Raw genomic sequence first — 22038 nt, forward strand, 5'->3', positions numbered from 1 at the left:
TCCCGCTAACCGGCCCCGAGCCACGCCAGGGCACCCGGCACGTCCGGTACGGCCGCCGCGCCCCGCGGCAGCGGCGGGCGCCGTACGACGACGACCGGAACACCGAGTTCCCGGGCCGCCGTGAGCTTGGCGGCCGTCGCCGCTCCCCCGCTGTCCTTGGTGACGATCACGTCGATCCGGTGCTCCCGCAGTAGCGCCGACTCGCCGTCGACGGTGAACGGGCCGCGGGCGAGGACGAGTTCGACGTCCGGGGGCATCGGCGGCTCGGGCGGTTCCACGGACCGTACGACGAAGTGCTGCTCCGTCAGCCGGGCGAAGGCGGCCAGGCCCAGGCGGCCGGTGGTGAGGAACACCCGGCGGCCGAGCCGCGGCAGCAGCTCCGCGGCCGCTTCCAGGGAGGCGACCGCGTGCCAGTCGTCCCCCGGCCCCGGCCGCCAGCCAGGACGGCGCAGCACGACGGCCGGAACGCCGGACAGGGCGGCGGCGCGGACCGCGTTCGCGGTGATCGCCTCGGCGAAGGGATGGGTGGCGTCGACGAAGGCGGACACGTCGTGCGCGCGCAGCCACTCGGCCAGCCCCTCGGCGCCGCCGAACCCGCCGATCCGCACGTCACCGTCGACCGCACCCGGCCGCGCCACACGCCCCGCCAGGGACGTGGTGACCCGTACCCGGGCACGGGCCGTCAGCGCGGCGGCGAGCTCACGGGCCTCGGTGGTGCCGCCGAGGATCAGGACATGACGGCTCAGGACGTGACCGGACATGGCGTCGAGCGTACGAGGTCCGGCGGCCGGCCTGCCGCGGGCCGGACTAGCGCAGCAGCAGCTGCACGCCGCCCACCACCGTCGCCGCGATCACCAGCCGCTCGAACAGCCGCTGGTCCATCCGGTTCACGGCCCATTTGCCGAGGATGGCGCCGGGCACCACGAACAGCACGAGCGCGGCGTCCAGCAGCAGCGACCGGCCGTCGATCAGCCCGAGCCCCGCGCTGAAGGGCACCTTGGACACGTTGACGATCAGGAAGAAGAACGCCGACGTGCCAAGGAAGCCCAGCTTCCGGAAGCCCGCCGACAGCAGGTACATCGACATCACCGGGCCGCCGGCGTTGGCGACCATCGTGGTGAAGCCGCCGAGGACGCCGTACGACCGGGCCTTGATCCGGCCCGGCCCGCTGCTCACCGAGTCCGGCTCCTCGTCCGTCGCCTCCCCCGCGCGGCGGCGCCACGACGTCACGCCCGCCATCAGCAGCAGGATCGCCCCGATCGAGGTCCGTACGATCCCGTCGTCGGCCCACACCAGGAACAGCGTGCCGAGCACGACGCCCGCAGCGACCGCCGGGAACAGCCGCCACAGCGTCGGCCAGTGGGCGTGCCGCCGGTAGGTGAGGACCGCGAGCACGTCCCCGGCGATGAGGATCGGCAGCAGCACCCCGGTGGAGGCGCGGGCCGGCAGCACCGCCGCGAAGATGGCGAGGCTGACCGTGTTGGCCCCGCTCACGGCGGTCTTGGAGAAACCGACCAGGAGCGCGGCGAAGGCGAGGGCGGCGAACTCCCAGCCGGTGATGTGCCAGAGCGTCATCGTTTCCATGCGGACACCGATGCTATGCCCATGCATCTGGCCGCCGTAAGGAGCGTCCCGCCGGACGGCCTCGGCCCCGGCTCCCCGTCCCCGCTACCCGCTACCCGACGTACCGTGTCCGCAGCTCCCGCTTCAGCACCTTCATGCTCGGTCCCAGCGGCAGCGCGTCCGTGATCTCCACGCGCCTCGGGTACTTGTGCCGGCCCAGGTGCTCCTTGGACCACTCGGTGACCCCGGCGGCGTCGAGCTCCACGCCCGGGGCCGGTACGACCACCGCGCACACCTCCTCGCCGTGCAGGTCGTCCGGCAGGCCGATCACGGCGACCTGGGCGATGCCGGGGTGCCGCATCAGCACCTCCTCGACCTCGCGCGGGTAGACGTTGAAGCCGCCGCGGATGACGACGTCCTTCTTGCGGTCGACGATCCGGAGGAAGCCGTCCTCGTCCTTGGTGCCGAGGTCGCCGGTGCGGAACCAGCCGTCGACGAGCGCCTCGGCGGTGGCCTCGGGGCGGCCGAGGTAGCCGGAGAAGACGTTGTGGCCCCGGATGACGACCTCGCCGAGCTCGCCCGCCGGCAGCATCTCGATCCGCCCCTCCACCTCCGCGCGGGCGATCTCCGCCTCCACGCCCCACAGCGGATGCCCGATGGTGCCGGGCCGGGTGCCGAACACGGGCTGGTTCACGGTCGCCGTGGGTGAGGTCTCCGACAGCCCGTACCCCTCGTGGACGACCGCTCCGAACGCCTCCTCGAACCGCTCCAGGACGGCCACGGGCAGCGAGGCGCCGCCGGAGACGCACACCCGCAGCTCGGGCAGCACATCGGCCCCGGCGGCCGCGGCCACCAGGGACACGTACATGGTCGGCACCCCGTGGAAGGTGTTGACCCGCTCCTTCACCATCAGCTCGATCGCCCCCGCCGCGTCGAAGCGCGGCATCAGCACGAGCGTCGCCCCGGCCCGCCAGGTGGAGTTGAGGGAGACGGTCTGCCCGAAGGCGTGGAACAGCGGCAGCGCGCCGAGCGCGATGTCGTCGCGGCGGATGTCGTTGGCGTCGAACGCGTTGACCGTCGCGTTCATCACCAGGTTGAAGTGGCTGAGCACGGCGCCCTTGGGGACGCCGGTGGTGCCGCTGGTGTAGAGCACGACCGCCGGGTCGTCGGCCTCGCGGGTCACGTACGTCGGCAGCGGCTCGGCGACCGCCGCGAGCCGGTCGAACTCGGCGCCCAGGGTCACTGCCGGGACACCCGCGCCCAGCGCGGCGGTGGTGCCGGTCTCCGCCTGCGCCGGGTGGCACAGCAGCAGGGTCGCGCCGCTGTCCCGCAGCACGTGCTCGACCTCTTCCGCCGACAACAGCAGATGGACGGGGACGACGACCGCGCCCGCGGCCGCGACGGCGTAGTACGCGGTCGGGAACTCGACCGTGTTGGGCGCCATCAGCGCGACCCGGTCGCCGGGCCGGACGCCGAGCCCGGCGAGGGCGCCGGCCCGGGCCAGGGCCCGCCGCCACACCTGCGCGAAGCTCAGCCGCAGGTCGCCCTCGACGAGGGCCGTGTGGTCCGGGCGGCGCCGGGCGTTCTCGGCGAGGATGACGGCGAGATTGAGGGTGGCCATGGGCGACTGCTCCGTTTCCTGACTGCGGCTCGGGCTGCGACTGCTGCGGTGTGTGCGCTAATGCCTCTCCACCAGCACCGCGCTCCCCTGGCCCACGCCCACGCACATGGTGGCCAGCCCGCGCCCGGCGCCCGTGCGGCGCATCCGGTGCAGCAGGGTGGTCAGGATGCGGGCGCCGGAGCAGCCGAGGGGGTGGCCGAGGGCGATGGCGCCGCCGCTCGGGTTGACCAGCTCGGGGTCGATGCCGAGCCGGTCCACGCAGGCGAGGGCCTGCGCGGCGAACGCCTCGTTGAACTCGGCCTCCTCGATGTCGCCGACGCTCCACCGGGCACGCCCCAGCACCTTCTGCGTGGCGGGCACCGGGCCGATGCCCATCACGTCGGGGTGCACGCCGGCCGAGGCCCCGGCGACGTAGCGGCCCATGGACTCCAGCCCCAGCTCGTCGAGCGCCTCCTGGCTGACCAGCAGGAGTCCCGCGGCACCGTCGTTCATGGGGGAGGCGTTGCCCGCCGTCACCGTGCCGCCCTGGCGGAACACCGGCTTGAGGCGGGCCAGCTTCTCATACGACGTGTCCTCACGGACGCACTCGTCGCTGTCGACCACCACACCGTCGGGGCGGCGCACGGGCAGGAGTTCGTCGTCGAAGTGGCCGTTCTTGCGGGCGTCGGCGGCCAGCCGGTGGCTGCGCAGCGCGAACTCGTCCTGGCGTTCGCGCGGCACCCCGTACCGCTCGGCGACCTCCTCCGCGGTCTCTCCCATGGCCAGCAGGCCGTGCAGTTCCTTCATCGCCGGGTTGACCAGCCGCCAGCCGAGGCGGGTGTCGACGGTCTCGATGCGGTGCGGCAGGGCCTCGTCGGGGCGGGGCAGCACGAAGGGGGCGCGGCTCATGGACTCGGAGCCGCCCGCGAGCACGACGTCGGCCTCGCCCGCGGCGATGGTGCGGGCCGCGAGGGTGATCGCTTCGAGGCCGGAGGCGCACAGGCGGTTGACGGTGGCGCCGGGGACGGACTCGGGGAGGCCGGCGAGCAGGGCGGCCATCCGGGCGACGTTGCGGTTGTCCTCGCCGGCCTGGTTGGCGGCGCCCCAGTAGACGTCGTCGACGCGGGCCGGGTCGAGCGCGGGCGCATCGGCGACGAGCCCGCGCAGGACCGCCGCGGCGAGGTCGTCGGGACGTACCGAGGAGAGGGCTCCGCGCAGCTTGCCGATGGGGGTGCGGCGGGCGGCCGCGAAGTGGACGGGACGCACGACAGACTCCTGACCGGGAGCTGGATCAGCGGCCCCCGAAGGTTAATTAGCACTGCTAGTTTTGGACTATAGCTCTCCGCCCCCGACCCTGGGAAGATCTCCGGAAGCCTTCACCGACGCAGCCGGGGGATCCATGACCGACACCCGCGAACACGTCCTCGACGGAACCCGGGGCACGATCACCGTCCGCGAGTGGCCGCATCCCGGGCCCGCCTTCGTCACCCTCGTCTCGCACGGCTACGGCGAGCACATCGGCCGGTACGAGCAGGTGGCCGAGGTGCTGCGGGCGCACGGGGCCGCCGTCCTCGGCCCGGATCACATGGGGCACGGGAGATCCGCGGGCGAGCGCGTGCTGATCGAGGACTTCGAGGACGTGGTCACCGACCTGGACACGGTCGCCGAGCTGGCCCGGACGGCCTACCCGGGCCTGCCGCTCGTCCTGGTCGGACACTCCATGGGCGGCCTGATCGCGGCGCGCCACGCCCAGCGCCACGGCGACCGCCTGGCCGCGCTCGTGCTCTCCGGGCCCGTGATCGGCGACTGGCAGACGCCCGGCCGGCTGCTCGCCCACGACCGGATCCCCGAGATCCCCGTCAGCCCGGCCGCGCTCTCCCGCGACCCCGCCGTGGGGGCCGCCTACGCCGCCGATCCGCTCGTCTGGCACGGCCCGATGAAGCGGCCGACGCTGGAGGCGTTCGCCCGGACCCTGGAGGACGTGGCCGCGGGCGGGGACGTGGGCGGACTGCCGGTGCTGTGGCTGCACGGCGACGACGACCGGCTGGTGCCACTCGCCGGGAGCCGGGTCGGCGTGGAGCGGCTGAGCGGGGGCGACCTGACCGAACGGATCTATCCGGGCGCCCGTCACGAGGTCTTCCTGGAGACGAACAGGGCCGAGGTCCTCACGGACACGACCCGGTTCCTGGACAGGGTGCTCGCGGGCTGAGACATGCCCGTTTGCGCCGGTTCGGCCGGGGCACCCGCGCCCGCATGGAGTGGTTGCGGCGAGCCGCCTGCGTGGATGAGGACCCCGAGTTGTTCTTCCCCGTGGGCACGACGGGACCGGCACTGAGGGACATCGCGGCCGCCAAGCGCGTCTGCGCCCGGTGCACGGTGATCAGCCAGTGTCTGCATTACGCACTGAACAGCGGGCAGACGTCCGGCGTGTGGGGCGGGACCGGCGAGAACGAACGCGCCGAACTGCTCCGTACATCGAGTACCAGGGACGACATGAGAGGGAGAAACGCACCATGACCGTCGTGAGGAGCACACTTCCCGACGACGCCCGGAGGGTCGCCACCGACGCGCTCCAGGAGACCCTGGTGGACCTGCTCGGACTGTCACTGACCGGCAAGCAGGCGCACTGGAACGTCGTGGGACCCCGGTTCCGCTCGATCCACCTCCAGCTCGACGAGGTGGTCTCGGCCACCCGCGGCTTCGCCGACACGGTGGCGGAGCGCGCCGCGGCGCTGGGCACCTCGCCCGACGGCCGCCCCGAGACCATCGCCGCCCGTTTCTCGCTGCCCGGCCCCAAGGACGGCTGGCTGCGCGACGACGAGGTGGTCCAGGTGATGGTGGAGGCGCTGGAGGCGGCGATCGGCGGGCTGCGGTCGCGGATCGAGACGACCGAGAAGGCCGACCCGGTCACGCAGGACCTGCTCATCTCCGTCACCGCGGAGCTGGAGAAGCAACGCTGGATGTTCGAGGCGGAGAACGTCCCGCGCGACTGACCGCCGCCCAGCACCCCGTACGAAGGAAGGGCACCCATGACCGACGCCCTCGAACTCGAAGCGCTGTGGGAGGACTTCCACCGCGCGGTGAACATGACCTCGCAGGAACTGGCCGCCTGGCTGCGGGTCCGCGACGCCGACGAGCACGCGGAGCCACTGCCGGAGCGGGCCGGCACCCCCACCGGGCAGCACGTGCTCGCGATCCTGCAGAAGCGGCGCACCGATCTCACCGACGAGGACATCCAGGTGATGTACGACGTGGTGGACACGGTCGACGCGCGGACGGACGTGGAGAGCGAGCCCGAGCCCGAACAGACGCGCCAACGGCACGAGCTGATGACGCTGGGCCACGACCCGCTCCGGCCATGAGCGGCGGTGAGGGGCGCCTCCTGCGCGAGCTGCTGAACGCGCACGGGCGGACGTACGCCGAGGAGGCGGGCATCCGGCTGCGGGACACGCCGCAGCCGCTGTACCGCCTCCAGGTGCTGTCCCTGCTGCTCAGCGCCCGCATCCGGGCCTCGGTCGCGGTCGCGACGGCGCAGGCCCTGCACGAGGCGGGGCTGCGCGACCCGCGGCGGATGGCCGGGGCGAGCTGGCAGGACCGGGTGGACGCCCTGGGCCGGGGCGGCTACCGGCGCTACGACGAGCGCACGGCCACCCAGCTCGGCGACGGCGCGGAGCTGCTCACCGAGCGGTGGGGCGGCGATCTGCGGCGGATGCGCGAGGAGGCCGGCGGCGAGGTCCCCGAACTGCGCCGGCTGCTCCAGGAGATCCCCGGCCTGGGGCCCGCGGGCGCCGACATCTTCCTGCGCGAGGCCCAACGCGTATGGCCCGAGGCCGCTCCGTACCTGGACGCGAAGGCGCTTTCCGGGGCGGAGCGGCTCGGTCTGCCGAAGGATCCCGGCCGGCTGGTGAAGCTCGCCGGTGACGCCGAACCGGCCGTGCTCGCCGCGGCGCTGGTGCGGGCGGCGCTGGACAAGGAGGTCGCCGAGGACAGCCTGCGCCGCGCCGCCTGACCCGTCTCGGCGGGCCGGCGGCGCGGCGCCGGTCACATCGTGCGGGCGAGGCGGTCGGCGAGCAGCTTGGCGAAGCGCGCCGGGTCGGCCAGGTCGCCGCCCTCCGCGAGCAGGGCCGTGCCGTACAGCAGCTCTGCCGTCTCGGCCAGCTCCGCGTCCGCGCCCCGCTCCTCGTATGCCGCCCTGAGCCCGCCGACCAGCGGGTGCTCGGGGTTCAGCTCGAGGACGCGCTTCACCGGCGGGAGTTCCTGGCCCATCGCCCGGTACATCCTCTCCAGGGCCGGGGTGATGCCGTCGGCGTCGTTGACCAGGCACGCCGGCGAACTGGTCAGGCGCGTCGTCAGCCGGACATCCTTCACCTCGTCGAGCGTCTCGTTCAGCCAGGTCAGCAGCGTCGCGTAGGAGCCCGACCGCTCCTCGGACACCTCCTCCTCGGCGGGCAGGTCGACCGAGCCCCGCGCGACGGACCGGAACTCCTTGCCGTCGTGCTGCCGCACCGCCTCGACCCAGATCTCGTCCACCGGGTCGGTGAGCAGCAGGACCTCGTAGCCCTGGGCCCTGAAGGCCTCCAGGTGCGGGGAGTTCTCGATCTGCGCGCGGCTCTCGCCGGTCATGAAGTAGATCTTGTCCTGGCCGTCCTTCATCCGGGCGGCGTACTCGGCCAGGCTGGTGGGCTCGTCGCCGGCGGTGGAGGCGAACGACGCGACGTCGAGGATCGTCCTGTGGTCCTCGGCCGGATCGAGCAGGCCCTCCTTGACCACGGCACCGAACTCGCGCCAGAACGTCCGGTACTTCTCGGCGTCGTTGCGCATGAGGTCCTTGACGGTCGACAGGACCTTCTTGGCGAGGCGGCGCCGGATCAGCTGGATGTGCCGGTCCTGCTGGAGGATCTCGCGGGAGACGTTCAGCGACAGGTCGGCGGCGTCCACCACTCCCTTGACGAAGCGGAGATGGCCCGGCAGCAGCTCACGGCTGTCGTCCATGATGAACACGCGCTTGACGTAGAGCTGGATGCCGTGGCGGGCGTCGCGCTGGAAGAGGTCGTGCGGGGCACGCGCCGGGACGAAGAGCAGGGCCTCGTACTCGAAGGTGCCCTCCGCCCGCATCCGGATGATCTCCAGGGGCTCCGACCAGTCGTGGCTGATGTGCCGGTAGAACTCCTGGTACTCCTCGTCCTTGACCTCGGACCGCGGCCGGGCCCAGAGCGCCTTCATCGAGTTGAGGGTCTCGTCCCCCATGCGGATGGGGAACGAGATGAAGTCCGAGTACCGCTTGACGATCTCCCGGACCTTCCCCTCCTCGGCATAGTCGTAGAGGGCGTCCTCCTCGTCCGCGGGGCGCAGGTGGACGGTCACCGACGTGCCCTCCGGCACGTCCTCGGCGGTCTCGATCGTGTACGTGCCGTCGCCGTCCGACTCCCAGCGCACGCCCGTCTCCTCGCCGGCCCTGCGTGTGAGCAGGCGGACCCTGTCGGCGACCATGAAGACGGAGTAGAAGCCGACACCGAACTGGCCGATCAGCTCGGCCGAATCCTTGCTCTCCTTGAGCCTGCGCAGCGTCTCGGCCGTGCCGGACCGGGCGATGGTGCCGATGAGCCCCACCACGTCGTCGCGCGACATGCCGATGCCGTTGTCCCGCACGGTCAGCGTGCGGGAGTCCTTGTCCACCTCGACGGCGATGTGCGGGTCGTCGGTCCGCAGGCTGTCGTCCGTGAGACCGGCGAGGCGCCGTTTGTCCAGGGCGTCGGAGGCGTTGGAGATCAGTTCACGCAGGAAGATGTCCTTGTTCGAGTAGATCGAATGGACCATCAACTGCAGGAGCTGCCGCGCTTCGGCCTGGAACTCCAGCGTCTCGGTGCTCATTGCGTCCCTTCTGTTCAAGCGGTGTGCGGGCGTGCGGGCCATCGAAATCTGACACACCGGCAACAGGGCACACAAGCACGCTCGGCGCGACGCGCGACTACCCGAGGCGGCTCAGCGCGGCCGACACCAGCGTCCGCACCCCCGGGACGAGCACCGAGAGGTCGGGCGCGAAGAGCGGGCTGTGGTTGCCGGGCACGTTGCCCAGTCGCTCCAGCAGCGCCTCCCCCGGCGCCGCCTCCCACACCTCGGCCGGCGTGGTCGTGACGAACCAGTAGTCGTACGGCACTCCCCGCGGCGCCAGCAGGGAGAAGTCCTCGCTGCCCATCGCCGGGCCGAAGGCGAACACCGTGTGGTCTCCGAACAGTTCGCGGTGCACGGCGGCGACCTCCTCGTCGAGGAGGGCGTCGTTGACGGTGTTCGGATATCCGGGGCTGACGGTGATCACGGGCGGTCGCGGGCAGCCGGCCGCCTGGCACTCGCCGGTGACGATGCGGTGCACGGCGGCCAGCACGCGCTCGCGCACCTCCGGGTCCTGGGTACGCAGGTTCAGCGCGAGCCGGGCCTCGGCGGGGATGATGTTCGCCTGCGTACCGGCGTGGAACTGCCCGACCGTCAGCACCGCCGAGTGCGCCGCCGCGACCTCGCGGGACACCACCGACTGCAGCCGGGTGACGATGTACGCGCCGGTCACCAGCGGGTCGACGGTCGACTCGGGGCGTGAGCCGTGGCCGCCGACGCCGTGCACGACGACGTCGATGTCGTCGGAGGCCGACATGATGAGGCCGGGGGTGTGCGGATAGAACCCGGCGCGTCCGGGCGCGGCATGCTGGCCGAAGAGCACGTCGGGGCGGGGGAAGCGCGCGTGCACCCCGTCCGCGACCATCGCCGACGCGCCGCCACCGGCCTCCTCCGCGGGCTGCCCGACCACCACGAGCGTGCCCGACCAGGCCTCCCGGCCGGCGGCGAGCGCCTCGGCGGCGCCGATCAGCCAGGTCACGTGCAGATCGTGCCCGCAGGCGTGCATCACGCCGTCGACGGTGGAGGCGTGGGGAAGGCCCGTCGCCTCGGGCACGGGCAGCGCGTCCATGTCGCCGCGCAGCCAGACGACCGGCCCGTCCCCGTTGGCGAGCACGCCGACGACGCCGGTGCGGCCGACCCCTTCCGTCACCTCGTAGCCCGCGGCACGCAGCCGGCCGGCCAGCCTGGCGGCGGTGCGGTGCTCCTGGAAGGCGAGTTCGGGGTGGCGGTGCAGATCGCGGTAGAGGTCCTCCAGGCTGTCGGGCTTGAGGCCGGCGGTGAGTTCGAGCGCGAGGCGTGCTGCTGCGGCGGCGGATTCGCTCATGGCTGCTTCGTTCTCCTCCGACAGGGGCACGCTCGCCCACGGCGTCGCGTGCGGGGTGCTGAGGCCTGTGAGGGCCATCCTGCCGCCTGCCGGAAGGCCGGGCCATCCGTACGGGTGATCAGGAGCACCACCCCGCTGCCGGTACGCTGTGGCAGCTGCGGCAAACCCTCCACCTCACCCGCACCGGCGGTGAGTTACGGCCTGCGGCGCCGAGACTTCACACAGCATGAGGATGAATCACAGGTGCTCATAGCGGGCCGGTACCAGCTGCAGGATCCGATCGGGCGCGGCGCGATGGGAGAGGTCTGGCGGGCGTACGACGAGACGCTCGGCCGACGGGTAGCCGTCAAGCTGCTGCTGCCCCAGGACTCCGACCCCACGGCCGCGTCACGCTTCCGCCTGGAGGCGCAGACCGCCGGACGGCTGCATCACCCCTACGTGGTGGGCGTACTGGACTTCGGTACGTACGAGGACCGGCTGTTCCTGGTGATGGAGCTGGTCGACGGCGACAGCCTCGCCGGTCTGCTCGCCCAGGCGGGCCCGCAGCCCGCCGCACGCGTGGCGCTGATCGCCTCGCAGGCGGCGGCCGGACTGGCGGCCGCCCACCAGCAGGGCATCGTGCACCGCGACATCAAGCCGGCCAACCTGCTGCTGGACGCGGACGGCACCCTGAAGATCGGCGACTTCGGCATCGCCCGCTTCCTCGACGACCCGGCCGCCGCGCTCACCGCCACCGGCCAGATCGTCGGCACCAGCCTCTACCTCGCCCCCGAACGCGCGCTCGGCCGCCCGGCGGGGCCGGCCAGCGACGTGTACTCGCTGGGCTGCGTGCTGTACCAGCTGCTCACCGGACGCCCGCCGTTCCAGGCCGACACCCCGATCGCCATCCTCCACCAGCACCTGGACGCCACGCCGGTACCGCCCCGGCAGCTCGGCGCCGAACTGCCGCCCGCCTTCGAGAGTTACCTGCTGGGTCTGCTGGCCAAGCAGCCCGAGCACCGGCCCGGCGCCGCCCAGATCGCCGACTGGTTCGCGGCGGGGGCCTGGCAGGGCCGCCCCGAGCCGCTGCCCGCCCCCGCACCGGCGCCCGCGGCCGCACCGACGCCGCCGGCCGGCGGGACGGGGCCCGCGACGACGTACATGCTGCCGTCCTCCCCCAGGACGGCGTCCCGGCGCCGCGGCCGGCCGGCGGCCCGCAGCGGGCTCCTGCGGCCGCGCGTGGTGGGGGCCGCGGCCGCGGTGACGCTGTTCCTGGCGGCGATGGCCGCCGGCATGCTGTGGTTCTCGCCCGACAACACGGCGACGGAGGGCTCCCGCACGGACTCCCCCGGCGGCTCGCCCACGGCCTCCACCACCGCCGGCACCGACACGGCGGGGACCGGGCCCACCTCGTCGCAGACCTCCCCGTCGGTGGTGTCCGCGGCCCCGGCCGGCGAGACGTCCCCGTCCCCCGCCGCGACGAAGAGGCAGGAGGAGCCCAGGGACGAGAAGCGGGAGCGGCGACGTCACACGGACGACGACGGCGATGAGGGGAACGACGGGGGCGACGCGGGCGACGCGGGCGACGGGGACGGCTGAGTCCCGGCCGGGCCCAGGGGTCGTCCGCATTGCCGTGTTCCGGCAATGTTGACTACCCTCCCGATGCCGAATGCCGTCAAGACGGCGTCAGGACGGCGTCGAAGGGGCGGGGGCGGAGTGAGCGTGACGGCGACCGAGGACACGTATCTGCGGGGGTACACGGGCATGCTGACGGAGGTCTTCGCCACCGGGCGCCGCCCGACCCGCGACGAGCTGGAGGAGCGCCGCGCCCTCGGTGAACGGGCCGCGGAGGCCGGGCACAGTCTGCGCGCGCTCGTGCGTGAGCACCTCGACGCGACCCGCGTCTGGTGGCCCGACGCGTCGGCGACGGCGGACAGTGTGCTGGCGGCGGTGGCCCAGGCCGTGGACGCCTTCGCGGAGGGCTACGAGCGGGCACAGCACCTGGCGGTCCGTCAGGAGGAGGCGGCCCGGCGGGAGTTCATCGACGACCTGCTGTACGGGCGCAGCGACCTGGGGCGGCTCGCGGAGCGGGCCGAGCGGTTCGGACTGGTGCTGTCCAGCGCCCACGCGGTCGCGGTCGCCGAAGGCCCGGAGGCGTACGCGGACACCCACCCGGTGACCCGCCGGGTCGAGACCGCCCTGATCGCCCGCTTCGGCGACCGGCGCATCCTGCTGGCCACCAAGAACGGGCAGCTGATCTGCATAGCGCCCGGCGACCAGGACGACGTGCTCGCGTCCTTCGCCGCACAGGCCTACGCGGCGACCGGGGCCGGACGGGTGGCCATCGGGCGGCCCCAGCCCGGTGCGGGGGGCGTGGTCCACTCGTACGAGGAGGCCCTCAGCGCGCTGCAGCTGGCGGAGCGCCTCGCGCTCGACGAGCCGGTGGTGCGCGCCGCCGAGCTGCTGGTCTATCCGGTCCTCACCCGCGACCGGCAGGCCATGGCCGACCTGGTGCTGAGCGCCCTGGGTCCGTTGCGCGGGGCCCGGGGTGGCGCCGAGCCGCTGTTGCGGACGCTGGAGGTGTACTTCGAGTCGGGCTGTGTCGCGGCCGAGGCGGCGCGCCGGCTCGCGCTGAGCGTGCGCGCCCTGACCTACCGGCTGGAGCGCATCCACCAGCTGACGGGCGCCGACCCGGCGAAGCCGACACACCGCTACACCCTCCAGACGGCCGTGATCGGCGCCCGGCTGCTGGACTGGCCCGCCCAGGAGCTCTGACGTCCGGGGCGGGCCGGCTGCCCGTGCGGTTCAGCCGCTGATCTCGACCTTCTCGGCCGCGCCGTCCCGCCGGGTGACGCCCTTCAGCAGCTCGGCGAGGTCGACGCCCGTGGTGGCGCCGAGGAGTTCGATGCCCTGGGTGACGTTGTCGGCGACCGCGCGGGGGATCCGGCCGGCCCCGTCTGTGGAGATCACGGTCATCTTCTGCACCGCCGCGAGCGGTTCGGACGCCTTGGCGACGACCTGCGGCAGCACCTCGACCAGCATCTGCAGCACGGCGGCGTCGCCGTACCGGCCGAAGGCGTCGGCCTTCTGCCGCATGGCCTCCGCCTCGGCCGCACCCTTCGCGCCGATCGCCACCGCCTCGGCCTCACCCTCCAGGCGGACCGCCTCCGCGATCGCCGCCCGCCGGGCACGCTCGGCCTCACCCTGCTTGAGGCCCTCGATCGCCTCCGCCTCGGCGAGTGCGCCGCGGCGCTGCTTCTCGCCCTCACCGGTCAGCCGGGACCGCTCGGCCTCGGCCTGCGCCGCCGCGATCTCGGCCAGCCGCTCGGCCTCGGCCTGCTTGACCCGCGCCACCCGCCTGGCCTCGGCCTCCTGCTCGGCGGCGTAGCGCTGGGCGTCGGCGGGCTTGCGCACCTCGGTGTCGAGCTGGCGGTCCTTCAGCGCGGCCTGCCGCTCGGCGACCTTCTCCTGCTGGGTGAGGATGTCCTGCTTGCGGGCCGCCTCCGCGAGCGGACCGGCGGCGGCCGCCTGCGCCGCCGCGGCGTCCGTCTCGGCCTTGATCTCGGCCTGCCGCAGCGCGAACGTCCGCTGGGCGACGGCGATCTCCTCCTCGGCCTTCAGCCGGGCCTGCTCGGCCGCCCGGCGGGCCTCGGCCTCGGCGATGTCGGCCTCCTGCCTGGCGCGCGCCGCCTCGGGGCGGCCGAGGTCCTCCAGGTAGGAGCCCTCGGTGGTGATGTCCTGGATCTGGAAGGCGTCCAGCACCAGGCCCTGCCCGGACAGGCTGGCCTCGGCCTCCTCGGCGACCTGACCGGCGAAGGCGGCCCGGTCGCGGATGATGTCCTCCACCGACATCCGCCCGACGATGGCCCGCAGCGCGCCGGAGAGCACCTCCTGGGTGAAGCCGACGATCCCGTCCTGCTGCATCAGGAACCGCTGGGCCGCCGCCCGGATCGAGTCCTCGGTGCCGCCGACCTTCACGATGGCGACGCCCTCGAGATGGGCCTTGATCCCGCGCAGGGTGACCGCGCCGCGCACGGCCACCGGAATGTGCCGCGAGGAAAGGTCGAGCGTGAACCGCTGCTGCACGAACGGCACGACGAAGACTCCGCCGCCGACGACGACCTTCTGCCCGCTGTTGTCGGTGAAGACCCGGCCGGTCGCCGGATCGGTGGCCTGCTTGCCACGCCGCCCGGTGACGATGAACGCCTCGCTCGGCCCGGCCACTTTGTACCGGCCGGCCACCACCAGGGCCAGCAGTACAAGGAGTACGACGACTCCCACCACGGCAACGACGACAGGACTCATGACAATGCCCCCGTTCCAAGAGCTGAACATGGCGAAAAGGACAGACGGCCCGGCACTCAGTCGACCGCGCGCACCACTACGGAGGTCGCGGACGGTGCCGCCTCCACCCACACCTCGGCGCCCCTGGCCACCGGCACGGCGCTGCGCGCGGCGAACTTCACGGGCTGACCGGCGAGTTGGAACAGCACCTCGCCGAAGCCGCCGTCCGGGATGGCGGTCACGACGTTGCCGGAGGTACCCACGAGGTCCTCGCCGCGCGGTGCGACAGCCGACCCGTCACGCATCAGGGCGCGGCTGAGCCGGTACGTCAGCCAGGCCGTGCCCCCGCCGCAGACGGCGCCGCATCCGGTGGCGAGTGCCGGGCCTACCCCGGTCACCCCCATGGCGAGGGCTCCGCCGAAGCCGGTCATCGCCAGGAACCCGGCAATGACCGGCAACGACAGCCACCCGTCGAGGACGCCGTCCAGCGCGCCGTCGAGCACGCTGTCCAACACCCCGTCGAGTACCAGCGCCAGGGCGAGCAGCACGACCCCCGTGATGCCGAGTCCCAGGAACCAGGCCATCTGTGCCGCCCCCTCCCGCCCGCCGCCGGTCTCCCCGTTGACGGGATCCTGACATGCGGGGCCGCCAGCTCGCACTGCCGGGTTCCGGCAATCTTTACGCGTTCTTCATGCCGACGTCCGGAATCTCCGGCAGGCCCAGCAGGCGCGTGATCGTGCGGAGCACGCCGTTGTCCGTGTTGGCCGGAGCCAGGTGGCGGGCGCGCCGGACGACCTGCGGGTGGGCGTTCGCCATGGCGTAGGACCACTCGGCCGTGTCGAGCATCTCCAGGTCGTTGGGGTAGTCGCCGAACACCACGGTCTGCGCGGGTGTGATGCCCAGCTCGCGCTGGAGGCGGCGGACGGCGGCGCCCTTGTTGGCGGTGCGGTTCATGATGTCGACCCAGTGCGCGCCGGAGACGACGACCTGGTGGGTGGCGCCGAAGCGGGCGAGGGCCGGGGCGGTGACGCGTTCCACGGGGCCGAAGTCGTGGAGGGCGACCTTGAGGATGTCGTCGTCGACCGCGGTGACGTCGTCGACGACCCGGTGCTCGACGTAGTACCTGCGGACCTCCGCCAGGAAGGGCTCGTCGGCGCGTTCGACGTAGGCGGACCGCTTGCCGCAGACGACGGCGCCGAGGTCGACGCCGTCCGCCGCGAGCCGCCGAACCTCCCGGACGACGTCCGTGACCACGGCCGGGGCCAGCGTGTCGGAGCTGATTTCCACGCCGTCCCGGACGACGTAGGTGCCGTTCTCCGCGATGAACACCATGCCCTCGGCGGCCCGGGCGAACTCCCGTGCCAGCGTGGCGTACTGGCGGCCACTGGCCGGGGTGAACAGCACCCCGCGCTCCCGCAGCCGCTCCAGCACCTCCCACAGCCCGGCCGGGACGCGCTTGTCGTCGTCCAGCAGCGTGCCGTCCATGTCGGTGACGACGAGGCGGATGTCGGCGTTGCCGGGCGCCGCGGGGGCGGACGTGGTGGGCAGGGTCGCGTGGGAGTGGGGCATGTCCTGTTTCCTGGGGCGCTCGGCCGTTTCCCTGAGGTGCCCGATCGCGCGCCGCTCGTCGTTCCGGGTGCGGCCGTCAACCCTACCCAGAACTCTCCTTCGTACGAGTGAGGCCCCGGTCCGCCGGTTCGCCCGCGGGCCGATCTTGAACGCGGCACAATGGCGGCAACTGCGGTACGGGCGAGGAGAGGAAGAGACGTGAGCGAGGCTCCCACCCCGGCGGAGGGATCGGCACGCCTGAACACCGGTGTGGCGCACAACGCACGGGTCTGGAACTACTGGATCGGCGGCAAGGACAACTACGAGGTCGACCACCAGGTGGGCGACCATGTCGCCTCGATGTTCCCGCTGGTCCGGGACATCGCGCGGGCGGACCGCGAGTTCCTCGGCCGGGCGGTGTCCCTCCTGGCCGGCGAGCGCGGGGTGCGGCAGTTCCTGGACATCGGCACCGGGCTCCCGACGGCGGACAACACCCACGAGATCGCCCAGCGTATCGCGTCCGAGTCGCGGATCGTGTACGTCGACAACGACCCCATCGTGCTGATACACGCCCGGACCCTGCTGACCGGCACCTCCGACGGCGTCACCGACTACGTCGACGCCGACGTGCGCGACCCGGACCTCATCCTCGACCGGGCCACGCGCACCCTGGACTTCACGCGTCCCGTCGCGGTGATGATGCTGGGCATCCTCAACTTCGTGCTGGACACCGACGAGGCGCGGGACATCGTGCGCCGGGTCATGGCCGCCGTCCCCTCGGGCAGTTACCTGGCCATGACGCACCCCACGCACGACGCGGAGCTGGGCGGCGAGGGCCAGATCCCGGCCATGAAGTTCTGGAACGAGAACGCCACCCCGCCGGTCACCGCCCGCAGTGGCGCCGAGATCGCGTCGTTCCTCGACGGGCTGGAGATGCTCGAACCGGGCCTGGTGTCATGCTCCGCCTGGCGCGCCGAGCTGCACGCCCCCGTCGTGGTACCGCAGTACGGCGCGGTGGCCGTGAAACCCTGACTCCGGTACCGACCCGGCCGCCGCGCCCCGTCGAGGAGGACGTATGACGACCCTTGCCGACCCGGTCCCCGGTGGCCGTCCCGGTGAGACCGAAAGGGCCTCCGCGCTCAGCGGTGAGCTGTCCTCGCGGGGTGTGCACGGGATCGTCCTGTCGTACGTCGACACGGCGGGCATCGGCCGGGTCAAGGGGATCCCGACGGCGCGGCTCCCGGCGGCCACGGCCTGGGGCGTGGGGATGTCACCGGTGTTCGACACCTTCCTCGCCAACGACTCCGTCGTCACCACCGATGTGCTCGGCTCGCCGGACGGTGATCTGCGGCTCTACCCCGACCTGGACCAGCTGACCGTGCTCGCCGCGCAGCCCGGCTGGGCGTGGGCACCGGTGGACCGGATCACCCAGGACGGCGAGTCGCACCCGGCCTGCTCCCGCACGTTTCTGCGCCGGGTCGTCGACCGTGCGGCCCGGCAGCACGGCGTCACCTTCCGGGCGGCCGTGGAGATCGAGTGGGCGCTCGGGCTGGGGTCGGCGCCCGGCGGGGAGTTCGTACCGGCGGTGTCAGGACCGGCGTACGGCGCCACCCGGCAGGTGGAGCTGAGCGACTGCACGGCCGATCTGCTGGCGGCGTGCGCCGCGCAGGGCGTGGACGTGGACCAGGTACACCCCGAGTACGCGGCCGGGCAGTTCGAGGTCTCGGTGGGGGCGCTCGACCCGGTGGCGGCTGCCGACCGGAGCGTGCTGCTGCGGCAGACCATCCGCGCGGTTGCCGGGCGGCACGGTCTGCGTGCCTCCTTCGCCCCGGCCGTCTCCGGCGAGGGCGTCGGCAACGGCGGCCATCTGCACCTCTCCGCCTGGCGCGACGGCGTCAACCTGCACTCCGGCGGCACCGGCCGGCACGGCATGACCGCGGACGCCGAGTCCTTCGCGGCCGGGATCCTCGGCCATCTGCCGGGCCTGCTGGCGGTGACCGCCCCGAGCCCGGCGAGCTATCTGCGGCTCCGGCCGGCACAGTGGGCCGGCGTGTTCACGGCATGGGGCCTGGAGACCCGGGAGACCGCGGTGCGGGTCATCACGGGCACCGCCGGCCTGCGCGACCAGGCCGCGAACCTGGAGGTGAAGCCCGTGGACCTGGCCGCCAACCCCTACCTCGCCCTCGGCTCCGTGATCGCCGCCGGACTGGACGGCCTCGCGACGGCCGCACCGCTGCCGGAGCAGACCACGGGCGACCCGGCGCGGCTGGGCGCCGAGGAGGCGGCGCGACGGGGGGTGCGCCGGCTGCCGGAGTCGCTGGAGGAGGCCGTCGCCGCGTTCCGCCGGGACGACGGGGTGCGGGCCGCGCTGGGAGAGGTGCTGGCCGACGCGGTGATCGCCGTACGGCTCGGGGAGATCGCCGCCGTGGCCGGGCTGGACGACGAGCGGGTGGCCGCGGCCTACCGCTGGGTCTACTGACGTGGGCACCGCCGGACCGGTCGCGGAGGCGCTGGACGCGCTGCCCCTGGTGGACCACCACTGCCACGGCGTCGTCACGGCCGGCCTGGACATGCCGGGCTTCGCGTCGCTGCTCACCGAGGGCGAGGCATGGCCGGGCGTCTCGCCCTTCGACAGCCCCGTCGGCGTCGCCGTCCGCCGCCACTGCGCGCCCCTGCTGGACCTGCCGCGCCACGCCCCGGCCGGGGAGTACGTGGCCCGCCGGGCGGGGCTCGGCCCGGAGGAGGTGAACCGGCGGTTCCTGTCCGCCGCCGGGACGAAGGTGTTCTGCGTCGACACCGGCTACACCCCCGAAGGCCTCACCACGCCGGAGCAGTTGGCGGAGCTCGCCGGTGCCGGTGCCCTCGCGCACGAGGTCGTACGGCTGGAGACCGTCGCCGAGGCCGTGCTGGCGGCCGGGGTCGAACCGGACGCGTACGCGCGGACGTTCGAGGCTGCCGCGTGGGAGGCGGTACGGCAGCCCGGTGTGGTGGCGGTGAAGTCGGTGGCCGCCTACCGCACGGGCTTCGACCTGGACCCGGCCCGCCCCACGGAGGCCGAGATCACCGAGGCCGCCCGGCACCTGCCGGCGGACGGCGGCCGGCTGGACGACCCCGTGCTCGTACGGCACCTGCTGTGGACGGCCGTCGGCCTCGGGCTCCCCCTCCAGCTGCACACCGGCTTCGGGGACAACGACGTCCGGCTGCACCGCTGCGACCCCACCCACCTGACCGACTGGCTGCACCTGACCTCCGGCACGATCCCGGTGATGCTGCTGCACTGCTGGCCGTACCAGCGCCAAGCCGCCTATCTCGCGGCCGTGTTCGAGCAGGTGTACCTCGACGTCGGCCTCACCCTGCACCACGTGGGGCCGGGCCGGGCGGGCGCGGTGCTGGCCGAAGCGACGGAGATCACGCCGTTCCGCAAGCTGCTGTACAGCTCCGACGCCTACGGTGTGGCGGAGTTCCACCTGCTGGGTGCCCTGGCCTTCCGGCGGGGGCTGGCCGAGTTGCTCCAGGAGCGGGTCGACTCGGACGAGCTGGGCCTGCCGGACGCGCTGCGCGTCGTGCGGTGGGCGGGGCGGGACAACGCCCACCGGGTCTACCGGTTTTCCGACGACACCTGAAAGTATGATCAAGCAATGTCTGACATGACCGAGACCACGCCCGGTTGGCTGTCCTCCGACGAGCTGGAGATGGCGCGCGCCCGCATGCCGATCCTGTACGTCGAGGGGGTGCCGGTGCGCGTCGACGACAGCGGTGAAGTCACCAGCATCGGCCTGCTGCTGCGCATCGGACCGGACGGGACGGTCAGTCGCACCCTGGTCTCCGGCCGGGTCCTGCACCACGAGCGGGTCCGGGACGCCCTGCTGCGGCACCTGGAGAAGGACCTCGGCCCGGTGGCGCTGCCCCGGATCCCGGCCTCCCTCCAGCCCTTCACGGTCGCCGAGTACTTCCCGACCCAGGGCATCACGCCGTTTCACGACCCCCGCCAGCACGCGGTGTCCCTCGCCTACGTGGTGCCGGTGACCGGCGACTGCCGGCCCCGGCAGGACGCGCTCGACCTGGAGTGGTTCGAGCCGCACGAGGCGGCCTCGCCGGCGTTGCAGAGCGAGATGCCGGGCGGGCACGGGGTGCTGCTCAAGCAGGCGCTGGCGCACGTGGGGCTGGCGTTCTGACCGGTCGCACCGGATGACGCCGTGGCCACGAGGCGTGCGGACGGGAGGGCGCCGGTCCTGACCGGCGCCCTCCCGTCGGTCAGGCCACCAGCGCAGCCGGCTGGTCCGCCGCAGCCAGCAGGTCGACGAGCGTGGCGCGGGCCCGGTTCACCCGGGAGCGGACCGTGCCGACCGGACAGCCGCTCAGCGCGGCCGCCTCCGCGTACGGCAGTCCCAGCAACTGGGTGAGCACGAACGCCTCCCGCCGCTCCTCGGGCAGCACGGCCAGCAGGTCGAGCAGCGCGATGCCGTCGTCGAAGCCGGGCAGGTCACGCGGCTGGGCCAGTTCCACGGCAAGCCGCCAGTCCGGTACGTCGCACAGGCGTGGCCGGGCGGCGGCGTAGCGGTAGCTGTCGATCACCGCGCGCCGCGCGATCGACAGCAGCCAGGCCCGCGCGGAGGAGCGCCCCTCGAACCGGTGCAGGCTGCCGAGCGCGCGCAGGAACGTGTCCTGCGCGAGGTCGTCGACGGCCTGCGGATCGCCGCACAGATGGGCGACGTAGCGCAGGACGTCACGGTGCAGGGCGCGGACGAAGCGGTCGACGGCCGCCGGGTCACCGGTGCGGGCGGCCAGCGCCCATGCCGTTATCGAGTCGTCGGCGGATTCGGCCCCGTGGGGCGCGGTCGGTTCGTGGTCGTCGGTCTTCCCGTGGTCCTCGGTTCTCTCGCGTACGTCGGGCAGGGCAGGAGTGATCACCTGGTGTCCTTGTCGGCCGTCCAGGACCCCGGCCGGCGGCGCGTGGGCGCGCGTGCGGTACGGGATCCGGTGAGGGGGGAGCGGCCGTACGGCGTCCTGCGCGGTGTCGGATGCCCGCGCGGGCGTACGGCCGTGACCCAAGGCGCGCACAGGCTGCCCCGGGTTACCGGCTGTCGTCAGACAGCGGTCCCCAGGGGCGGCCCCCGAGAGGTGATCGCGTGGACGAGCAGGAGCCGTCGCGGTGACCGCGCCGACCTGCGGCGCCGCAGGCGGGGGCGCGGGTGGTGCGGCGGGGCGGGCACGGCGAGCGGCAGCCGCAGTGGTGCCGCGAGCCATCCGGCCACCGCGCGCAGGAGGCGGAACGCGGCGCGCTCGCCGTGCGCGAGCCACAGGCCGCACAGCAGCGCGGCCAGCAGGTGCGCGGCGAGCATGCCGAACGAGGACGAGCCGTCCATGACGTGGTCCATGGCCCCGCCATGGGCCACGTCCATGGCGTCCGCGGAGTGGGTGTGCGGGGAGCCCATGGGCATCGCCGCCATGTCCGCGGCGTCCATGGGCATCGCCGACATGTCGTGCCCCGTGTCATCCGAGTGCGTACGGAGCGCGGGCCCGGCGGCCATCGACTGGGCGACGGAGAAGGCGGAGTGCAGGGCCGTCTGGGCGACGACGACGACGGTCACGATCAGCGGCAGTCCGCGCTCCCGGCCGGCCAGCCCCCAGCCCGCGGCACCGGTCACGGCGGCGCCCGCGGCCAGCGTCCACCAGGGCACATCGCTGCCGGACATCAGCACGTGACCCAGGGCGGCGAGCAGCACACAGACGGCCGCGAACACCGCGGCCCGAACCGTGCGAGGACACCACCCGACAGTCATGACGGCCCTCATCCTTGCATCCGGCGCGCGGTCGTCAACGGTGGGTACGGAATTGGGTGGTGTCGGTG

General features: G+C 73.3%; 22 protein-coding genes. 11 read left to right on the forward strand and 11 right to left on the reverse strand.

Annotated elements, in window-relative coordinates; all coding sequences use genetic code 11:
- Window positions 1-5 precede the first annotated feature (5 nt).
- From ACFV6X_RS25090 to ACFV6X_RS25105, 4 genes are all read right to left on the reverse strand, one after another.
- Window positions 6-746: a cobalt-precorrin-6A reductase gene (locus ACFV6X_RS25090; protein WP_385387053.1), complete on the reverse strand. Its 741-nt coding sequence runs from the start codon at window positions 744-746 to the stop codon at window positions 6-8.
- A 61-nt stretch (window positions 747-807) separates the two neighbouring features.
- Window positions 808-1584, reverse strand: coding sequence for a sulfite exporter TauE/SafE family protein (locus ACFV6X_RS25095; RefSeq protein ID WP_385386957.1), 777 nt, complete (start codon window positions 1582-1584; stop codon window positions 808-810).
- A 91-nt stretch (window positions 1585-1675) separates the two neighbouring features.
- Complete coding sequence (locus tag ACFV6X_RS25100; RefSeq protein WP_385386959.1) at window positions 1676-3184, reverse strand: long-chain fatty acid--CoA ligase; 1509 nt, start codon at window positions 3182-3184, stop codon at window positions 1676-1678.
- A gap of 57 nt (window positions 3185-3241) precedes the next feature.
- A complete protein-coding gene (locus ACFV6X_RS25105; RefSeq protein WP_385386961.1) occupies window positions 3242-4429 on the reverse strand; it encodes a thiolase family protein in 1188 nt (395 codons plus the stop codon).
- 133 nt (window positions 4430-4562) lie between these two features.
- Here ACFV6X_RS25105 and ACFV6X_RS25110 point away from each other — a divergent pair, with 133 nt between their 5' ends.
- The 5 genes from ACFV6X_RS25110 to ACFV6X_RS25130 are packed head-to-tail and all read left to right on the forward strand — an operon-like array spanning window position 4563 to window position 7172.
- Window positions 4563-5372 (forward strand): alpha/beta hydrolase, encoded by an 810-nt coding sequence (locus ACFV6X_RS25110; RefSeq protein WP_385386963.1) that lies wholly within the window; start codon window positions 4563-4565, stop codon window positions 5370-5372.
- A gap of 44 nt (window positions 5373-5416) precedes the next feature.
- Window positions 5417-5680 carry a WhiB family transcriptional regulator gene (locus ACFV6X_RS25115; protein ID WP_385387055.1) on the forward strand — a complete coding sequence of 88 codons (264 nt, stop codon included), beginning with the start codon at window positions 5417-5419 and terminating at the stop codon, window positions 5678-5680.
- On the forward strand, window positions 5677-6156 hold the full coding sequence (locus ACFV6X_RS25120; protein WP_385386964.1) for a Dps family protein: 480 nt from the start codon (window positions 5677-5679) through the stop codon (window positions 6154-6156). The genes ACFV6X_RS25115 and ACFV6X_RS25120 overlap by 4 nt, the downstream gene beginning before the upstream one ends.
- A gap of 36 nt (window positions 6157-6192) precedes the next feature.
- The gene (locus ACFV6X_RS25125) at window positions 6193-6525 is read left to right on the forward strand and encodes a DUF3140 domain-containing protein (RefSeq protein ID WP_385386966.1); all 333 of its coding nucleotides are present in this window, start codon (window positions 6193-6195) and stop codon (window positions 6523-6525) included.
- Window positions 6522-7172, forward strand: coding sequence for an endonuclease (locus ACFV6X_RS25130; RefSeq protein ID WP_385386968.1), 651 nt, complete (start codon window positions 6522-6524; stop codon window positions 7170-7172). Before ACFV6X_RS25125 ends, ACFV6X_RS25130 begins: the two co-directional genes overlap by 4 nt.
- Before the next feature lie 32 nt (window positions 7173-7204).
- Here ACFV6X_RS25130 and htpG read toward each other — a convergent pair whose 3' ends face one another.
- Both htpG and ACFV6X_RS25140 read right to left on the reverse strand, forming a co-directional pair.
- Window positions 7205-9034 carry a molecular chaperone HtpG gene (gene htpG / locus ACFV6X_RS25135; RefSeq protein WP_385386969.1) on the reverse strand — a complete coding sequence of 610 codons (1830 nt, stop codon included), beginning with the start codon at window positions 9032-9034 and terminating at the stop codon, window positions 7205-7207.
- Between the two features lie 97 nt (window positions 9035-9131).
- Window positions 9132-10376, reverse strand: coding sequence for an amidohydrolase (locus tag ACFV6X_RS25140; protein ID WP_385386971.1), 1245 nt, complete (start codon window positions 10374-10376; stop codon window positions 9132-9134).
- Between the two features lie 243 nt (window positions 10377-10619).
- Here ACFV6X_RS25140 and ACFV6X_RS25145 point away from each other — a divergent pair, with 243 nt between their 5' ends.
- Window positions 10620-11954 carry a serine/threonine-protein kinase gene (locus ACFV6X_RS25145; protein ID WP_385386973.1) on the forward strand — a complete coding sequence of 445 codons (1335 nt, stop codon included), beginning with the start codon at window positions 10620-10622 and terminating at the stop codon, window positions 11952-11954.
- 165 nt (window positions 11955-12119) lie between these two features.
- Window positions 12120-13130, forward strand: a complete 1011-nt coding sequence (locus tag ACFV6X_RS25150; protein ID WP_385387057.1) for a PucR family transcriptional regulator — start codon at window positions 12120-12122, stop codon at window positions 13128-13130.
- Window positions 13131-13160: 30 nt separating this feature from the next.
- Here the strand turns inward: ACFV6X_RS25150 and ACFV6X_RS25155 are convergent, their stop codons facing one another.
- From ACFV6X_RS25155 to ACFV6X_RS25165, 3 genes are all read right to left on the reverse strand, one after another.
- The gene (locus tag ACFV6X_RS25155; RefSeq protein ID WP_385386975.1) at window positions 13161-14660 is read right to left on the reverse strand and encodes an SPFH domain-containing protein; all 1500 of its coding nucleotides are present in this window, start codon (window positions 14658-14660) and stop codon (window positions 13161-13163) included.
- 56 nt (window positions 14661-14716) lie between these two features.
- On the reverse strand, window positions 14717-15223 hold the full coding sequence (locus ACFV6X_RS25160) for a hypothetical protein (RefSeq protein WP_385386976.1): 507 nt from the start codon (window positions 15221-15223) through the stop codon (window positions 14717-14719).
- A 94-nt stretch (window positions 15224-15317) separates the two neighbouring features.
- Window positions 15318-16208 carry a Cof-type HAD-IIB family hydrolase gene (locus ACFV6X_RS25165; protein WP_385386978.1) on the reverse strand — a complete coding sequence of 297 codons (891 nt, stop codon included), beginning with the start codon at window positions 16206-16208 and terminating at the stop codon, window positions 15318-15320.
- 198 nt (window positions 16209-16406) lie between these two features.
- Between ACFV6X_RS25165 and ACFV6X_RS25170 the strand changes: the two genes are divergently transcribed.
- The 4 genes from ACFV6X_RS25170 to ACFV6X_RS25185 are packed head-to-tail and all read left to right on the forward strand — an operon-like array spanning window position 16407 to window position 20362.
- On the forward strand, window positions 16407-17219 hold the full coding sequence (locus ACFV6X_RS25170; RefSeq protein ID WP_385386980.1) for an SAM-dependent methyltransferase: 813 nt from the start codon (window positions 16407-16409) through the stop codon (window positions 17217-17219).
- Window positions 17220-17262: 43 nt separating this feature from the next.
- A complete protein-coding gene (locus tag ACFV6X_RS25175; RefSeq protein ID WP_385386981.1) occupies window positions 17263-18666 on the forward strand; it encodes a glutamine synthetase in 1404 nt (467 codons plus the stop codon).
- Window position 18667: 1 nt separating this feature from the next.
- Complete coding sequence (locus ACFV6X_RS25180; protein ID WP_385386983.1) at window positions 18668-19810, forward strand: amidohydrolase family protein; 1143 nt, start codon at window positions 18668-18670, stop codon at window positions 19808-19810.
- Between the two features lie 15 nt (window positions 19811-19825).
- Window positions 19826-20362, forward strand: a complete 537-nt coding sequence (locus ACFV6X_RS25185; protein ID WP_385386985.1) for an NUDIX hydrolase family protein — start codon at window positions 19826-19828, stop codon at window positions 20360-20362.
- 79 nt (window positions 20363-20441) lie between these two features.
- On the opposite strand, the gene ACFV6X_RS25190 is transcribed toward ACFV6X_RS25185, so the two are convergent.
- Window positions 20442-21098: a sigma-70 family RNA polymerase sigma factor gene (locus tag ACFV6X_RS25190; RefSeq protein WP_385386987.1), complete on the reverse strand. Its 657-nt coding sequence runs from the start codon at window positions 21096-21098 to the stop codon at window positions 20442-20444.
- Window positions 21099-21274: 176 nt separating this feature from the next.
- Window positions 21275-21970 carry a hypothetical protein gene (locus tag ACFV6X_RS25195; protein WP_385386989.1) on the reverse strand — a complete coding sequence of 232 codons (696 nt, stop codon included), beginning with the start codon at window positions 21968-21970 and terminating at the stop codon, window positions 21275-21277.
- Window positions 21971-22038 lie beyond the last annotated feature (68 nt).

This window comes from Streptomyces sp. NPDC059861, assembly GCF_042731435.1.
In the GTDB taxonomy this organism is placed as follows: domain Bacteria; phylum Actinomycetota; class Actinomycetes; order Streptomycetales; family Streptomycetaceae; genus Streptomyces.

Coding starts and splice junctions, on each gene's coding strand:
- ACFV6X_RS25095 (WP_385386957.1), bottom strand. CDS start 1,584: ATGGAAACGATGACGCTCTGGCACATCACCGGCTGGGAGTTCGCCGCC.
- ACFV6X_RS25100 (WP_385386959.1), bottom strand. CDS start 3,184: ATGGCCACCCTCAATCTCGCCGTCATCCTCGCCGAGAACGCCCGGCGC.
- ACFV6X_RS25110 (WP_385386963.1), top strand. CDS start 4,563: ATGACCGACACCCGCGAACACGTCCTCGACGGAACCCGGGGCACGATC.
- ACFV6X_RS25115 (WP_385387055.1), top strand. CDS start 5,417: ATGGAGTGGTTGCGGCGAGCCGCCTGCGTGGATGAGGACCCCGAGTTG.
- ACFV6X_RS25120 (WP_385386964.1), top strand. CDS start 5,677: ATGACCGTCGTGAGGAGCACACTTCCCGACGACGCCCGGAGGGTCGCC.
- ACFV6X_RS25125 (WP_385386966.1), top strand. CDS start 6,193: ATGACCGACGCCCTCGAACTCGAAGCGCTGTGGGAGGACTTCCACCGC.
- ACFV6X_RS25130 (WP_385386968.1), top strand. CDS start 6,522: ATGAGCGGCGGTGAGGGGCGCCTCCTGCGCGAGCTGCTGAACGCGCAC.
- htpG (WP_385386969.1), bottom strand. CDS start 9,034: ATGAGCACCGAGACGCTGGAGTTCCAGGCCGAAGCGCGGCAGCTCCTG.
- ACFV6X_RS25140 (WP_385386971.1), bottom strand. CDS start 10,376: ATGAGCGAATCCGCCGCCGCAGCAGCACGCCTCGCGCTCGAACTCACC.
- ACFV6X_RS25150 (WP_385387057.1), top strand. CDS start 12,120: ATGCTGACGGAGGTCTTCGCCACCGGGCGCCGCCCGACCCGCGACGAG.
- ACFV6X_RS25155 (WP_385386975.1), bottom strand. CDS start 14,660: ATGAGTCCTGTCGTCGTTGCCGTGGTGGGAGTCGTCGTACTCCTTGTA.
- ACFV6X_RS25160 (WP_385386976.1), bottom strand. CDS start 15,223: ATGGCCTGGTTCCTGGGACTCGGCATCACGGGGGTCGTGCTGCTCGCC.
- ACFV6X_RS25165 (WP_385386978.1), bottom strand. CDS start 16,208: ATGCCCCACTCCCACGCGACCCTGCCCACCACGTCCGCCCCCGCGGCG.
- ACFV6X_RS25175 (WP_385386981.1), top strand. CDS start 17,263: ATGACGACCCTTGCCGACCCGGTCCCCGGTGGCCGTCCCGGTGAGACC.
- ACFV6X_RS25185 (WP_385386985.1), top strand. CDS start 19,826: ATGTCTGACATGACCGAGACCACGCCCGGTTGGCTGTCCTCCGACGAG.
- ACFV6X_RS25195 (WP_385386989.1), bottom strand. CDS start 21,970: ATGACTGTCGGGTGGTGTCCTCGCACGGTTCGGGCCGCGGTGTTCGCG.